The following is a 13939-nucleotide window of genomic DNA, read 5'->3' as shown; positions in this document are numbered from 1 at the left end:
TCACCCGTCCGCCGCTCGACGCCCAACAAATCACCCGAAGGGTCAATGTTGTCGTTTCCGCTCGACTTGCATGTGTTAGGCCTGCCGCCAGCGTTCAATCTGAGCCATGATCAAACTCTTCAATTTAAGTTTTTTCGGCTCAATGAATACTGACTTCAAAACTGCGCTTACTCGAAAGTAAACGGTAATTTTAAAGCTATTATCATTCCAACAGAATGATAATGAATTGACTGTGCCAAATAGCTACACGTAGCTATTTGTATTGGTCACTCAGTTCATTGAACCCAATGTGTTTCCGAAGAAACGGTCATTGCCTAAGCAATAACTTATTGGATTATCATCAACGAGTGCCCACACAGATTGATAGGTTTATATTGTTAAAGAGCGTTCTTCTTTGTGACTTACGTCACTTCGGAAGAGGCGGTCATTTTAGCGATATAAAGTTTAGTGTCAACCACTTTTTTCAAACTTTTTTCAAGCGTTTCCACTTGGCTAGATGACCTTGCTAATCGGTAATTCGTTTCTTTCGAAGCGTTCCCGTGTCAGCGAGGGGGCATTATAGAGATCGCCATCACATTGGCAAGTCCTTTTTTGCGTTTTTTTTGATTTTTTTATCGTTTGAGTATTTTCTATTCAAAACGACCTATTTTCAGCACTAAACTGTATCCGAATGGGTGAATTTCCCTTGGTATAAGGAGATAAAATGAGCGCTTTACGTAGTTATAAAGGTATAAAGCCCCAAATCGGCCAACGCGTCTATATAGATTCGAGCTCTGTTTTAGTTGGCGACATTAAGATCGGCGACGATTCAAGCATTTGGCCATTGGTCGCGGCAAGAGGAGATGTCAATCATATCCATATCGGTCAACGGACCAATGTTCAAGATGGCACTGTGCTGCATGTAACCCATAAAAACCATGCCAACCCACAAGGCTATCCACTGATTATTGGTAATGATGTCACCATCGGTCACAAAGTTATGTTGCACGGCTGTATTATCAAGGATCGTGTGTTGGTTGGTATGGGAGCGATCGTTCTCGATGCTGCTGTTATAGAAGAAGAGGTCATGATTGGTGCTGGCAGTCTGGTTCCACCAGGAAAAGTACTTGAGAGTGGCTACCTTTATGTCGGTAGCCCAGTTAAACAAGCTCGGCCATTAAATGATCAAGAACGAGCTTTCTTGCAAAAATCCGCTGATAATTACGTCCAGAATAAAGAAGACTACTTAAACCACGTCGAAGTACTTAACTAGCGATCTCTATTTGACCATGATGATTGAATTCTTCGTCTTCTATTAGCCCTTCGGCAAGCTCTTCGAGATCAAAGCGATATTGATTAAATATCCTTAGAGCTTGCTGCTCATCAGCGATGACCTGATCCGATAACTTCTCTAGCTCACCCTTCGTGACGATACACTCAATCAATGCGCCAGATTGTTGAGCCGGAAATGTCATCACTTCGCTCTCAGCATGCCAAGTTTGTATATCAGGAAATAGGATAGATTGATTCACGCTTACATCCCTTCTAGATTTTTACGTAGCTCTCGAAGAATCTGTTTGGCTCCAGGCCTTAATCCACGCCATAACATGAAACTTTCGGCCGCTTGACCGACTAACATACCCAGCCCATCATACGCCGTAGTAACACCATGTTGATGAGCCCATTGATTGAACGTTGTCTGCCCGGAGCCATACATCATGTCATAGACCACGCTAGACGGCGAAAAGATGCTCGGTGCAATTTCTGGCAACTGTTTAGATAAGCTCGATGAGGTCGAGTTAATAATCACATCAAAACTCTCATCTATCTGATCCATCGGCAATGCCGTTATCGGTCCATATAGCGCAAACATGTCGGCCAGTTGCACCGCTTTACCATGGGTACGATTAGTTATCACAATTTGTTGCGGGTGTTGATCTAATAGCGGCTTAATCACCCCACGCGCGGCACCACCAGCGCCAATCAACAATATTCGAGCCCCTTTTAAGCTGACCTGATATTGCAACAAATCTTGTACCAACCCTTCCCCATCGGTGTTATCGCCCAAGATTTCGCCATCATCGAGTTTTTTCAAAGTATTGACCGCGCCCGCTAATTGAGCACGCTCTGTTAGTCGAGTAGCAAACTGATAAGCTTCTTCTTTAAAGGGGACCGTCACATTACACCCTTTCCCCCCTTGGGAAAAAAACGCAGAGACAGCAGGGATAAAGGCGTTTTTATCCGGACATGCTGTGGTGTAGTTGAGTGACTGATTTGTCTGGCGAGCAAATAGAGTATGAATAAACGGCGATTTGCTTTGTGAGATAGGATTTCCAAAAACCACGTAACGATCTAGTTGCTGAGTCATACCCTTACCTAGCATAAAATTAAAAAGGTCAATGCGAACATTGACCCTATCACTATCTATATAAGGAAGAAAGTGTTACCACTCTCTCGGCTTGAGGTAGTGATCGTACAATTGTGCTTCAGGAGAGTTCTGTTCAACTTGATGCCCATATTCCCAACGCGCCAATGGCGGCATCGACATCAAGATCGATTCAGTTCTTCCGCCACTTTGCAGGCCAAATAACGTGCCACGATCAAACACTAGGTTAAACTCAACATAGCGGCCACGGCGATAGAGTTGGAACTGACGTTCACGTTGACCATATTCCATCTGCTTGCGACGTTCGACAATCGGGACATAAGCTTGGGTAAAACCTTCCCCGACAGCTTTAATGTAAGCGAAACACTGCTCAAACTCCCACTGATTAAGGTCATCAAAGAACAGCCCACCAACACCACGAGTCTCATCACGATGTGGTAGATAGAAATAACGATCACACCAAGCTTTGTGTTCAGCATAAACATTATCACCAAAAGGCGCACACACTTGTTTTGCCGTGTCATGCCAGAATTGAGCATCTTCTTCGAACGGGTAGAATGGCGTTAAATCAAAACCACCACCAAACCACCAAATAGGTTCCTCACCCTCTTTTTCGGCGATAAAGAAACGCACATTGGCATGGGAAGTGGGCACATAAGGATTATTAGGGTGCATGACCAAAGAAACCCCCATCGCTTCAAAGCGGCGACCTGCAAGTTCTGGGCGATGCGCTGTCGCTGAAGCGGGCATCTCTTTTCCGGCAACGTGCGAGAAGTTAACCCCGCCTTGCTCAAAGACTTTACCCGCGGTCATCACGCGCGTGCGACCTCCCCCTCCGAGTTTTTCTCCCGGTTCACGCTGCCAAGCATCTTCGACGAACTTAGCCTGACCATCCGCTTGCTCAAGCTGGTGACATATTGAGTCTTGCAGTTCAATCAGGAACTGTTTAACCGCTTGTTTATCTATCGCTGACATACGACTTCCTTTACTACTGCAGGGTTAACCCTGTCTTAATACTTGTGAGGTTCGAGCATCGCGTATTTCACTCGGTTTTTCGCGACCACCCGTTTGCCCGTCAAGCACCGCCGCCAATTGGTGACCTAATTGCTGCCTGACTTGCTGGCTGGTAAGGCACGGTGACTGGCCAGTCAAATTCGCGCTGGTAGAGGTTAACGGCTTTGCAAACGCATTACACATCTTTTGTACTAAAGGATGATCCGTCACACGCACCGCCACAGAGTCAAACTGACCACACACCCAAGGTGACACTTTCGCGCTGCTTGGCATTATCCAAGTAATCGCACCTGGCCAACTCTGTTTAACTTGCTGCAACTGCGCAGGCGTTAGCTGTGTTTCGTCAATATACGGCTGGAGTTGTTGATAGTCAGCCGCAATTAAGATTAGCCCCTTTTCGACCGGCCTTTGCTTAAGTTGGAGCAGCTTGTTTATCGCCTGCGGATTATCAGGATCGCACCCAACCCCAAACACACCTTCGGTCGGATAGGCAATGACCTCACCGCTGCGCAGTGCGTGTAACGCTTGATTAAAATTATCCAACCCAAGACTCCTACCGCTACGATTTATCCGTAGTGTACAAATAATCCCTATCGATGACGAAAGCTAATTTGGCTCAAGTGTACGCTTGCGGATAGCAAACCACGCGCAAACGTTTGCTTCAGTAAAAAATCCCCGTATAATGCGCTCAAACCAATTGCTCACCATATCTAAGCAGCTTTGAAGGAGTTTGAGATGAAAGTCGGGATCATCATGGGTTCGAAATCAGATTGGCCAACCATGAAATTAGCAGCAGAAATGCTCGATACCTTTGGCATTGAGTACGAAACTAAAGTGGTATCGGCGCACCGCACTCCTCAACTCCTTGCAGACTACGCGAACAGCGCCAAACAGCGCGGATTGAAAGTGATCATTGCTGGTGCTGGTGGCGCAGCGCACTTACCGGGAATGTGTGCTGCTTTTACCAGTTTGCCAGTGCTCGGCGTTCCGGTTCAATCTCGCGCACTTAAAGGTATGGATTCACTCCTTTCGATTGTACAAATGCCAAAAGGCATTGCTGTCGGTACATTAGCTATCGGCGAAGCGGGCGCAGCAAACGCAGGCATTTTGGCCGCACAAATCATCGGCACGCACGATGAGCAGGTGATGGCCAAAGTCGAAGCCTTCCGCCGTGAACAAACCGATACGGTTCTTGCTAACCCAAACCCAGCCGAGGACTAAGTCGATGCACGTTTTAGTATTAGGCGCAGGCCAACTCGCACGCATGATGTCTTTAGCTGGTGCGCCCCTTAATATTGAAATTTCGGCCTATGATGTCGATAGTGGCAATATCGTTCATCCATTAACGCAAAGTGTGATAGGCAATGGCCTGCACAATGCGATTGAGCGAGCGGATGTGATTACGGCTGAATTCGAACATATTGCTCACGATATCTTGGCCATTTGTCAGCAAAGCGGTAAGTTTCTCCCTTCAGCCGACGCGATTAAAGCCGGTGGCGATCGTCGACTCGAAAAAGCCTTGTTAGATAAGGCCGGAGTACGTAATGCCAACTATTATGTCATCACCTCTCGCCAAGATTTTGATGACGCGATTGAACACGTCGGCCTGCCCATGGTGCTGAAAAGCGCGCTTGGTGGTTACGACGGCAAAGGTCAGTGGCGCTTGAAACAGCGCGATCAGATCGAAGCAATCTGGCATGAAATGGAGCAGTGTATTGCAGCAACTGACACACAAGCGATTGTTGCTGAAGAGTTCGTTACTTTTGACCGAGAAGTCTCACTGGTCGGCGCGCGCGGCAAAGATGGCAGTGTGGCGGTGTACCCATTAGCAGAAAACGTTCATACCAACGGCGTACTGACCTTATCCACGGCGATTGCCGACACCGAATTGCAACAGCAAGCCAAACAGATGTTTACTGCGGTAGCAAATAGCCTTGAGTACGTAGGCGTATTAGCACTTGAGTTCTTCGATGTGGATGGCACGTTGCTGGTCAATGAGATTGCCCCACGCGTCCATAACTCTGGCCACTGGACTCAGCAGGGCGCGGAAACCTGCCAGTTTGAGAATCACTTGCGCGCAGTGTGTGGCTTACCTTTAGGTAGCACAAAATTGATTCGCTCCACAGCAATGATCAACATTTTGGGAGAAGACACCCTACCACCGCAAGTTCTGGCTATCGGGGGCTGTCATATTCATTGGTACGGCAAAGAAAAGCGCGCTGGACGGAAAATGGGACACATCAATGTGTGCGGAGACTATAACGGCGAGCTGCAACGCAAGCTGTGTCAGCTTGCGCAAATATTGGATAAACACGCGTTTCCTGCGGTGCATGAATTCGCGGCCAACTTTAGCGAATAAACCTCAATAAACACAAATGGCGCGGACAGCGCCATTTTTTATGATGTTTGAGTGTGGTGGCACTTTCGGCTCGCACACTGCAATTTCTCACCACTGGCCAACTTCTTCTCAATCAAAAGCGGAAAACCACACTTTTCACACTGCCCTGCAACTGGCGGCTGATTCACGGCAAACTTACACTTAGGGTAATTGTCGCAAGCATAGAACACTTTACCAAAACGCGTTTTACGCTCGACTAACTGCCCTTGCTGACACTCGGGACAAGTATGAGCTTGTGGCGCTTGTTGCTGTTTGGGTTGATCAATAGACTCAATGTGATGACACTCAGGGTAATGACTGCAGCCAATAAACATCCCATAACGCCCTTGACGCAGCACCAATTCATTACCACACGCCGGACAAGCAACGCCCAACTCTTTGATGATATGACCATCATTTTGGTGTAATGGTTTAATGTAGTCACAATTTGGGTATTGGTCACAACCAAGAAATGGACCATGTTTACCGTGACGCAAGTGCAACTCGCCCTGTCGCTGCTCAGTTTGGCACTTAGGGCAAGCTTGGTGTTCTAACGCATGTTCGTGAGCTGAAAACAGCTGCTGATCAATTTTGTTGCTCATAACCACTCAACAAGGTTTAGTGAAGAATACCTTGTTCCTTGGTATACAACAGCTCTTCCATAAGCGTGTAGGCGTTCTCGTTGCCCGGCACGTTAAACAGCACCATCAAGACAATCCACTTTAAATCGTCAAGCTCAAAATCATCGGTCTCTAACCCCATGATACGATCAATGACCATTTCACGCGTTTCAGTGGTCAGTACATTAACCTGCTCAAGGAAGGTCAAAAAGCCACGACACTCTAAACTCAGACGCTCACACTCTTTCGCCGTATAGATACGAGTTGAATTGGAGGCATTGCACACTGAGATCGCAGAGTGAGTTTCACTTTGCTGCAGTGCTGCTAGCTCTTCTAGCCAAACAAGGGCTTTATAAATGTCTTTTTGATGAAACCCTGCCCGAAGCAACTCTTCCTCGAGTTCATCTTGATTGACTTGTAACTCTGCATCGCTATGGATGTAAGTCTCGAATAGATACATTAGGATATCCATCATCATAGCTAGCCCCTCTCATTACGAATATAGCCACCGGAAACTGCAACAACATGCCCTTCGAGCTCAAGCTCCAAGAGCTGCATCATGACTTCTTGTACAGGTATATTGGTCCTGCTTGCAAGAATATCAACTGGTGTAGCCTTACTTCCTACGTTAGCTAACAGTGAAGCAAATGGCAATTGTTGTTTAGCTTCTATTTCCTCGAACAGTGGCGGCTGAATCTGTCTATGCGTTTGATTGGTCCAATCAAGCAGTGAGTTCACTTCATTGAGGATATCTTCAACCGTCATAACCAAGCACGCGCCTTGTTTAATCAACAAGTTACAACCCAAGGCTTGCGTGTTGTGAATTGAACCTGGCAAGGCAAAAACTTCTCGCCCTTGCTCAAGGGCATAGCGAGCGGTAATCAATGAGCCGCTCTTTTGCGCCGCCTCTACCACCAACACCCCTAGCGAGAGACCACTAATAATACGATTACGACGCGGGAAATGATCCGCTTTAGGCTTAGCGGTAGGATGAAACTCAGAAACCAATGCTCCACCACCAGCAACAATTCGCTGCGCTAAGTCGCGATGACGCGCAGGATAAACACTTTGTAACCCGCAACCTAGCACCGCAAGCGTCACGCCCCCGGCTTGTAGCGCACCATCGTGTGCATAGCCATCAGCGCCCAACGCCAAGCCACTAGTCACGGCTAACTGATGCTCAACTAAGCGGACCGCAAAGTCGCGCGCACTGTTAAGCGCATCCACACTGGCATTGCGGCTACCGACTATCGCAATTTGCGGCAGTGCCAGCGCGCTAGGATCACCTTTAACAAAGAGCACTGCTGGTACAGAAGCGGCTTGGCGAAGTAGATCAGGATATCGAACATCATCAAGCGTCACTATGTGTTGATTGGTATCCGCGCTTTGCCACTCAAGGCATTGTTCAACTTGAGTGTGCGCTTGATGCTTTAAAAATTGAATTTGCGCCGCATTTAACCCAAGCGCTTGCATCGACTGCGGCGAGGCATTGACGATATTGAGCGGCGCATCGCGAGCGATTAACTTAGCAAAAGATTTAGGGCCAATGCCGGGGGTGAAGTAGAGCGCTAGCCATGCACTGAGTTGTTGGTCAAACATATCGTTCTCGTCACCGATGTTTGGCGTACGCTACGAACGCCAAGGTTAATGTGGCCAGTTGGTCTGCTTTAAAATCGCCGATTGACCGCTCTACAGCACGTAAAGTGGCATCGAATGAGAAAGAGAAGCGCTCCAAAAATCGTATTGATGCTGTCATTTGAAGCGTAAAATGTCTAGAATTGAGCCAACGAGGTTTATCCTGATTCGGCACAGTTCAACATTTCGAGTGTATATGTCTGTATTACAAGTATTAACAATCCCAGATGACCGCCTTCGCACCGTGGCAAAGCCGGTAGAGAAAGTCACACCTGAGATTCAAAAGTTCGTCGACGACATGATTGAAACCATGTACGACGAAGAAGGTATTGGCCTGGCAGCAACCCAAGTCGATGTTCACCAACGCATCGTGGTTATCGATGTTTCTGAAACTCGCGATCAGCCGATGGTTCTGATCAACCCCGAGATTCTAGATAAACGCGGTGAAGATGGCATTGAAGAAGGCTGTCTCTCTGTTCCTGGTGCGCGTGCGCTTGTTCCTCGCGCGGCAGAAGTAACAGTGAAAGCCCTTAACCGTGATGGTGAAGAGTTCACCTTTGAAGCGGATGATTTATTAGCGATCTGTGTTCAGCACGAGCTTGATCACTTAGAAGGCAAACTATTTGTTGATTACCTTTCGCCTCTAAAACGCAAGCGTATCCAAGATAAGCTCGCGAAGATTAAGCGCTTCAATGAGAAGAACGCATAAGCTTAACCGCTAACCTATAGAAGGAAGGTACCTTGAGCAAACCTTTAAAAATTATTTTTGCTGGTACTCCGGATTTCGCCGCCCGTCACTTGGCGGCGTTGTTGTCTTCGGAGCACGAGATTATTGCGGTTTACACCCAACCCGATCGTCCGGCAGGACGAGGTAAAAAACTCACTGCAAGCCCAGTTAAAAATATCGCTGTTGAGCATGGTATTGCGGTTTATCAGCCAGAAAACTTCAAATCAGACCAAGCAAAGCAAGAGCTGGCTGATCTGAATGCGGATCTGATGGTGGTGGTTGCTTACGGCTTACTTCTACCTCAAGCGGTACTTGATACACCAAGACTCGGCTGCATTAATGTCCACGGTTCGATTCTGCCTCGCTGGCGCGGTGCGGCACCGATTCAACGCTCGATTTGGGCGGGAGACACCGAGACTGGCGTTACCATCATGCAGATGGACATTGGCCTCGATACTGGCGACATGCTAAAAATTGCCACGTTACCCATTGAAGCCAATGATACCAGTGCATCGATGTACGAAAAGCTCGCGCAGCTAGGGCCAAGCGCCTTAGTTGAATGCTTAACTGAGATTGCACAAGGGACCGCTGTCGCACACAAGCAAGATGACGAGCTCGCTAACTACGCCAAGAAGCTCAGCAAAGAAGAAGCGCGCATTAATTGGCAAGATGACGCGCGGCACATTGAGCGCTGTGTTCGAGCATTCAACCCTTGGCCAATGAGTCATTTTGACGTTGCCGACAACAGCGTTAAAGTATGGCAAAGCCAAGTCGCCGAGCAAAGTACCGAACAACCTGCTGGCACCATTATTCAAGCAGATAAAACGGGCATCTACGTCGCCACCGGTAACGGGGTTTTGGTGTTACAACAACTGCAGGTTCCTGGCAAAAAAGCCATGCCAGTTCAAGATATTCTGAACTCACGTTCAAGCTGGTTTGCCGTTGGCACCCAACTGATTTAACTTTCTATTCCCTCTAGGGAAACGTACATTTTGAGGGTGGAGACACCCTCCCTTTATTTAAGGTATTCAACATGAATGTTCGCGCAGCAGCAGCTAACGTCCTGTTTCAAGTGGTCGATAAAGGCCAATCTCTGTCACACGCACTCCCGGCCGCGCAAAAGACCATCAAACCTCGCGATCACGCTCTGCTCCAAGAGATCTGTTATGGTGCTTTACGCTACCTGCCACGCTTAGAGTCAATTGCCAACGAGCTGATGGACAACCCTCTAAAAGGCAAAAAGCGAGTTTTCCACCACTTGATTTTGGTCGGCATTTATCAATTAAGCTTTATGCGTATTCCAGCTCACGCCGCAGTCGCCGAAACCGTCGAAGGCACCAAAACCTTGCGTGGCCCTAGCCTGCGAGGTTTAATTAACGCTGTACTGCGCAGCTACTTGCGTGATCAAGAAGCATTGGATGAACAAGCCGTCAGCCACAACGCAGGTAAGTATGGCCATCCAAATTGGCTGTTAAAAATGCTGCAAGAGAGCTACCCAGATCAGTGGGAGCAGTTGGTTGATGCCAATAACAGCAAGGCTCCAATGTGGTTACGTGTAAACCGCCAGCACCATACTCGCGATGAATACCTTGAACTGCTGAATAATGAAAACATTGAATACAGCCTCCATCCCCAAGCTGAAGATGCCATAAAATTGGCTTCACCCTGTGATGTCACTTTACTTCCAGGTTTTAGTCGCGGTTGGGTATCGGTACAAGATGCAGCCGCGCAGTTGTCAGTCAACTACTTGCAGCCGCAAAACGGCGAACTCATCTTAGATTGCTGCGCCGCTCCGGGTGGTAAAACTGCCCACATCCTAGAGCATACTGAAGACACTGAAGTGGTGGCGATTGACTGTGACGCCAAACGTCTGGATCGTGTTTACGATAACCTTGAGCGCCTACAATTACGCGCGGATGTGATATGTGGCGATGCGCGCTACCCTCATGAGTGGTGGCAAGGTGAGAAGTTTGATCGCATCCTACTTGATGCGCCCTGTTCAGCAACTGGCGTTATTCGTCGTCACCCTGATATCAAGTGGTTACGTCGCGCCAGCGATATTGATGCTTTAGCTGAGTTACAAAGCGAAATCCTCGATGCGATGTGGCAACAGCTTAAGCCTGGTGGTACCTTGGTTTATGCGACTTGCTCAATCACACCACAAGAAAACGCCGAACAAGTGAAAGCATTTTTAGGCCGAACCCGTGATGCTCAACTGCAAGGCTCACAAATCGATAACCCAGGACGTCAAATATTACCTGGAGAAGAGGATATGGATGGCTTCTATTATGCCGTCCTAACTAAGCAAGCGTAACCGTATCGGCGGCAGCTAATCTGCCGCCTTTAAAGTTGTTAAACGAGATAAACGTATGAAAATCATCATCCTTGGTGCAGGACAAGTTGGCGGCACACTGGCAGAAAACCTCGTTGGTGAAAACAACGACATCACCATAGTCGATCAAGACAGCAATCGTCTGCGTGAACTACAAGATAAGTATGATTTACGAGTGGTTAATGGTCACGCCAGCCATCCCGATGTCCTGCGCGAAGCGGGGGCCCAAGATGCCGACATGCTAGTCGCGGTAACCAATATGGATGAGACCAACATGGCAGCATGCCAAGTGGCGTTTTCTCTGTTTAACACCCCGAACCGAATCGCTCGAATTCGCTCACCGCAGTATTTGTCTGAAAAAGAGGCCCTGTTCCAATCTGGGGCGGTACCCGTTGATCATCTGATTGCCCCTGAAGAGCTAGTCACTAGCTATATTGAACGCCTAATTCAATATCCTGGGGCATTGCAAGTGGTGAGCTTTGCCGAGCAAAAAGTCAGTCTAGTTGCGGTTAAAGCGTATTATGGCGGCCCATTGGTCGGCAACGCACTCTCTGCGCTGCGCGAACATATGCCGCATATTGATACCCGTGTTGCGGCGATTTTCCGCCAAGGTCGCCCTATCAGACCACAAGGCACGACTGTCATTGAAGCCGATGATGAAGTGTTCTTCGTCGCCGCCAGCAACCACATTCGCTCGGTTATGAGCGAACTACAACGCTTAGAAAAACCCTATCGGCGCATTATGATTGTCGGCGGAGGTAACATCGGTGCCAGTCTCGCACGCCGTCTCGAACACTCTTACAGTGTTAAATTGATTGAGCGTAGCTATCAGCGTGCAGAAAAACTCTCCGAAGAGCTCGAAAATACCATCGTCTTTTGTGGCGATGCCGCAGACCAAGAACTGCTTGCGGAAGAGAACATCGATCAGGTGGATGTGTTTATCGCCCTGACCAATGAAGATGAAACCAACATCATGTCGGCCATGCTCGCTAAGCGCATGGGAGCCAAGAAGGTGATGGTGCTGATCCAGCGCGGTGCTTATGTTGACCTCGTACAAGGCGGCGTGATTGACGTGGCGATCTCACCACAACAAGCGACCATTTCAGCCCTGCTTACTCACGTGCGTCGTGCCGATATCGTTAACGTGTCATCACTGCGCCGCGGCGCCGCAGAAGCTATCGAAGCAATTGCCCACGGTGATGAAACCACCTCGAAAGTGGTTGGCCGCGCCATTGGCGACATTAAATTGCCACCGGGTACTACCATCGGCGCGATTGTGCGTGGTGAAGAGGTGCTGATCGCCCACGATCGTACCGTGATTGAACAAGATGACCACGTGGTGATGTTCCTAGTCGACAAAAAGTACGTACCTGACGTCGAATCCCTGTTCCAGCCGAGTCCGTTCTTCCTTTAAGGCGGTAATATGGTTAACTTTCGTCCGGTACTGTTCGTGATAGGGTTAGTGCTCTCTAAGCTCGCCCTATTTATGTACGTACCAACCTTGGTCGCTTTTATTACCGGGACATCTGGTTTTCTGGAGTTTGGCCAAGCGGTACTGATCACCCATCTTGCCGCTTTTATCTGCTTAACCATTGGCCGCACTAGAACGTTCAAGCTCAGTGTACGGGACATGTTCCTTATCACTAGCTTGGTCTGGACAATTGCCAGTGCGTTCGCTGCGTTGCCCTTTGTCTTCATCAATCATATCAGCTTCACCGATGCTTACTTTGAGACCATGTCGGGCATTACCACGACTGGCTCAACCGTACTTAGCGGTTTAGACAATATGGCACCGAGTATCCTGCTGTGGCGTTCAATTTTACAGTGGTTAGGTGGGATTGGCTTTATTGTTATGGCGGTGGCGGTACTGCCAATGCTTAACGTCGGCGGTATGAAACTGTTCCATACCGAATCATCCGATTGGTCAGACAAGAGCAGCCCAAGAGCGAAGACGGTCGCCAAAAACATCGTCGCCGTTTACCTTGTGCTAACTGGGTTATGTTTGATTGGCTACCTGATGACAGGCATGAATCTGTTCGAAGCCATCAACCACTCGTTTACGACCCTATCGACAGGCGGTTATTCGACCTCTGATGGTTCAATGAACCACTTTTCCAATGGCGCGCACTGGGTTGCTACCCTGTTTATGTTTTTGGGTGGTCTGCCGTTTTTACTGTTCGTTGCAGCGATACGTAAACGTCGGCTCAAACAACTGGTTAATGACGCGCAAGTACGGGGATTTACCTATCTATTTTTGACCAGCAGTTTGATCATTGCCTCATGGCTAGTCATTCGAGATGGCTACGCCATACTCGATGCGTTGCGCGTCTCTATGTTCAATATTGTTTCTGTGGTGACCACAACCGGGTTTGGCCTAGAAGACTTCACCGCTTGGGGCGCTCTGCCAACCACCTTGTTTGCCTTCTTAATGATGGCAGGGGCTTGTTCCGGCTCAACCTCTGGGGGGATTAAGGTGTTTCGCTTTCAAATTGCGTTCACACTACTCAACAAGCAAATGATGAAACTTGTCCACCCCTCCGGTGTGTTTGTTCAGCGTTACAATCAACGTCCGGTCAATGATGACATTATCCGCTCTGTGATCGCTTTTGGCCTGACGTTTTTCATCACGATTATTGTCATTGCTGGTGGATTAAGCGCGATGGGGTTAGACCCTATCACTAGTATCTCTGGCTCAATCACTGCTGTGGCGAATGTCGGCCCTGGAATGGGCTCTGTGATTGGTCCGACAGGGAACTTTGCTCCTCTGCCAGATGCGGCAAAATGGTTGCTCAGTTTAGGTATGCTGATGGGCAGGCTTGAGATCCTGACGCTACTGGTCCTTTTCTTCCCCGCCTTTTGGCGTCGTTGA

15 protein-coding genes and 1 rRNA gene are annotated in these 13939 nt (G+C 48.4%); 8 read left to right on the top strand and 8 right to left on the bottom strand.

What is annotated here, in order from left to right; genetic code table 11:
- Positions 1-126 (bottom strand): 16S ribosomal RNA (locus tag BS19_RS13365); the annotation flags it as partial.
- A 577-nt stretch (positions 127-703) separates the two neighbouring features.
- Here BS19_RS13365 and BS19_RS13360 point away from each other — a divergent pair.
- Positions 704-1252: a gamma carbonic anhydrase family protein gene (locus BS19_RS13360; RefSeq protein WP_038175869.1), complete on the top strand. Its 549-nt coding sequence runs from the start codon at positions 704-706 to the stop codon at positions 1250-1252.
- Here the strand turns inward: BS19_RS13360 and BS19_RS13355 are convergent.
- The 4 genes from BS19_RS13355 to tsaC form a co-directional block, all read right to left on the bottom strand.
- Positions 1245-1511 carry a DUF1488 family protein gene (locus BS19_RS13355; RefSeq protein WP_038175867.1) on the bottom strand — a complete coding sequence of 89 codons (267 nt, stop codon included), beginning with the start codon at positions 1509-1511 and terminating at the stop codon, positions 1245-1247. The two genes, BS19_RS13360 and BS19_RS13355, sit on opposite strands and share 8 nt — an antisense overlap.
- A 2-nt stretch (positions 1512-1513) precedes the next feature.
- Positions 1514-2347, bottom strand: a complete 834-nt coding sequence (gene aroE, locus BS19_RS13350; protein WP_038175865.1) for a shikimate dehydrogenase — start codon at positions 2345-2347, stop codon at positions 1514-1516.
- A 75-nt stretch (positions 2348-2422) separates the two neighbouring features.
- Entirely contained in the window at positions 2423-3340 is a 918-nt protein-coding gene (gene hemF, locus BS19_RS13345) for an oxygen-dependent coproporphyrinogen oxidase (protein WP_038175862.1), read from the bottom strand.
- A 24-nt stretch (positions 3341-3364) separates the two neighbouring features.
- Positions 3365-3922: an L-threonylcarbamoyladenylate synthase type 1 TsaC gene (gene tsaC, locus BS19_RS13340; protein WP_038175859.1), complete on the bottom strand. Its 558-nt coding sequence runs from the start codon at positions 3920-3922 to the stop codon at positions 3365-3367.
- A gap of 192 nt (positions 3923-4114) precedes the next feature.
- Between tsaC and purE the strand changes: the two genes are divergently transcribed.
- Positions 4115-4600: a 5-(carboxyamino)imidazole ribonucleotide mutase gene (purE, locus tag BS19_RS13335; RefSeq protein WP_038175858.1), complete on the top strand. Its 486-nt coding sequence runs from the start codon at positions 4115-4117 to the stop codon at positions 4598-4600.
- 4 nt (positions 4601-4604) lie between these two features.
- Positions 4605-5738, top strand: coding sequence for a 5-(carboxyamino)imidazole ribonucleotide synthase (locus tag BS19_RS13330; protein WP_038175857.1), 1134 nt, complete (start codon positions 4605-4607; stop codon positions 5736-5738).
- A gap of 38 nt (positions 5739-5776) precedes the next feature.
- On the opposite strand, the gene BS19_RS13325 is transcribed toward BS19_RS13330, so the two are convergent.
- The 3 genes from BS19_RS13325 to dprA are packed head-to-tail and all read right to left on the bottom strand — an operon-like array spanning position 5777 to position 7975.
- Positions 5777-6358 (bottom strand): DNA topoisomerase family protein, encoded by a 582-nt coding sequence (locus BS19_RS13325; protein ID WP_038175855.1) that lies wholly within the window; start codon positions 6356-6358, stop codon positions 5777-5779.
- A 16-nt stretch (positions 6359-6374) separates the two neighbouring features.
- Positions 6375-6854, bottom strand: a complete 480-nt coding sequence (locus tag BS19_RS13320; RefSeq protein WP_038175854.1) for a DUF494 family protein — start codon at positions 6852-6854, stop codon at positions 6375-6377.
- Between the two features lie 2 nt (positions 6855-6856).
- A complete protein-coding gene (gene dprA / locus BS19_RS13315) occupies positions 6857-7975 on the bottom strand; it encodes a DNA-processing protein DprA (protein ID WP_038175852.1) in 1119 nt (372 codons plus the stop codon).
- 232 nt (positions 7976-8207) lie between these two features.
- On the opposite strand from dprA, the gene def reads away from it, so the two are divergent.
- From def to BS19_RS13290, 5 genes are all read left to right on the top strand, one after another.
- Positions 8208-8720: a peptide deformylase gene (gene def / locus BS19_RS13310; protein ID WP_038175850.1), complete on the top strand. Its 513-nt coding sequence runs from the start codon at positions 8208-8210 to the stop codon at positions 8718-8720.
- 32 nt (positions 8721-8752) lie between these two features.
- Positions 8753-9700 (top strand): methionyl-tRNA formyltransferase, encoded by a 948-nt coding sequence (fmt, locus tag BS19_RS13305; RefSeq protein WP_038175848.1) that lies wholly within the window; start codon positions 8753-8755, stop codon positions 9698-9700.
- A gap of 71 nt (positions 9701-9771) precedes the next feature.
- Positions 9772-11052: a 16S rRNA (cytosine(967)-C(5))-methyltransferase RsmB gene (gene rsmB / locus BS19_RS13300; RefSeq protein WP_038175846.1), complete on the top strand. Its 1281-nt coding sequence runs from the start codon at positions 9772-9774 to the stop codon at positions 11050-11052.
- 55 nt (positions 11053-11107) lie between these two features.
- On the top strand, positions 11108-12484 hold the full coding sequence (trkA, locus tag BS19_RS13295) for a Trk system potassium transporter TrkA (protein WP_038175845.1): 1377 nt from the start codon (positions 11108-11110) through the stop codon (positions 12482-12484).
- A gap of 9 nt (positions 12485-12493) precedes the next feature.
- On the top strand, positions 12494-13939 hold the full coding sequence (locus BS19_RS13290) for a TrkH family potassium uptake protein (protein ID WP_038175843.1): 1446 nt from the start codon (positions 12494-12496) through the stop codon (positions 13937-13939).

Origin of the sequence: Vibrio pacinii DSM 19139 (assembly GCF_000711795.1) — a bacterium.
Taxonomy (GTDB): Bacteria; Pseudomonadota; Gammaproteobacteria; order Enterobacterales; family Vibrionaceae; genus Vibrio; species Vibrio pacinii.
Note: the sequence above shows the minus strand (reverse complement) of the source record. Positions and strands in the feature narration are given on the sequence as shown.

What these genes read in the sequence shown, in the direction of transcription:
- BS19_RS13360 (WP_038175869.1), top strand. Translation starts at nt 704, where the DNA reads ATGAGCGCTTTACGTAGTTATAAAGGTATAAAGCCCCAAATCGGCCAA.
- BS19_RS13330 (WP_038175857.1), top strand. Translation starts at nt 4,605, where the DNA reads ATGCACGTTTTAGTATTAGGCGCAGGCCAACTCGCACGCATGATGTCT.
- BS19_RS13325 (WP_038175855.1), bottom strand. Translation starts at nt 6,358, where the DNA reads ATGAGCAACAAAATTGATCAGCAGCTGTTTTCAGCTCACGAACATGCG.
- dprA (WP_038175852.1), bottom strand. Translation starts at nt 7,975, where the DNA reads ATGTTTGACCAACAACTCAGTGCATGGCTAGCGCTCTACTTCACCCCC.
- rsmB (WP_038175846.1), top strand. Translation starts at nt 9,772, where the DNA reads ATGAATGTTCGCGCAGCAGCAGCTAACGTCCTGTTTCAAGTGGTCGAT.
- BS19_RS13320 (WP_038175854.1), bottom strand. Translation starts at nt 6,854, where the DNA reads ATGATGATGGATATCCTAATGTATCTATTCGAGACTTACATCCATAGC.
- hemF (WP_038175862.1), bottom strand. Translation starts at nt 3,340, where the DNA reads ATGTCAGCGATAGATAAACAAGCGGTTAAACAGTTCCTGATTGAACTG.
- def (WP_038175850.1), top strand. Translation starts at nt 8,208, where the DNA reads ATGTCTGTATTACAAGTATTAACAATCCCAGATGACCGCCTTCGCACC.
- trkA (WP_038175845.1), top strand. Translation starts at nt 11,108, where the DNA reads ATGAAAATCATCATCCTTGGTGCAGGACAAGTTGGCGGCACACTGGCA.
- aroE (WP_038175865.1), bottom strand. Translation starts at nt 2,347, where the DNA reads ATGACTCAGCAACTAGATCGTTACGTGGTTTTTGGAAATCCTATCTCA.
- purE (WP_038175858.1), top strand. Translation starts at nt 4,115, where the DNA reads ATGAAAGTCGGGATCATCATGGGTTCGAAATCAGATTGGCCAACCATG.
- BS19_RS13290 (WP_038175843.1), top strand. Translation starts at nt 12,494, where the DNA reads ATGGTTAACTTTCGTCCGGTACTGTTCGTGATAGGGTTAGTGCTCTCT.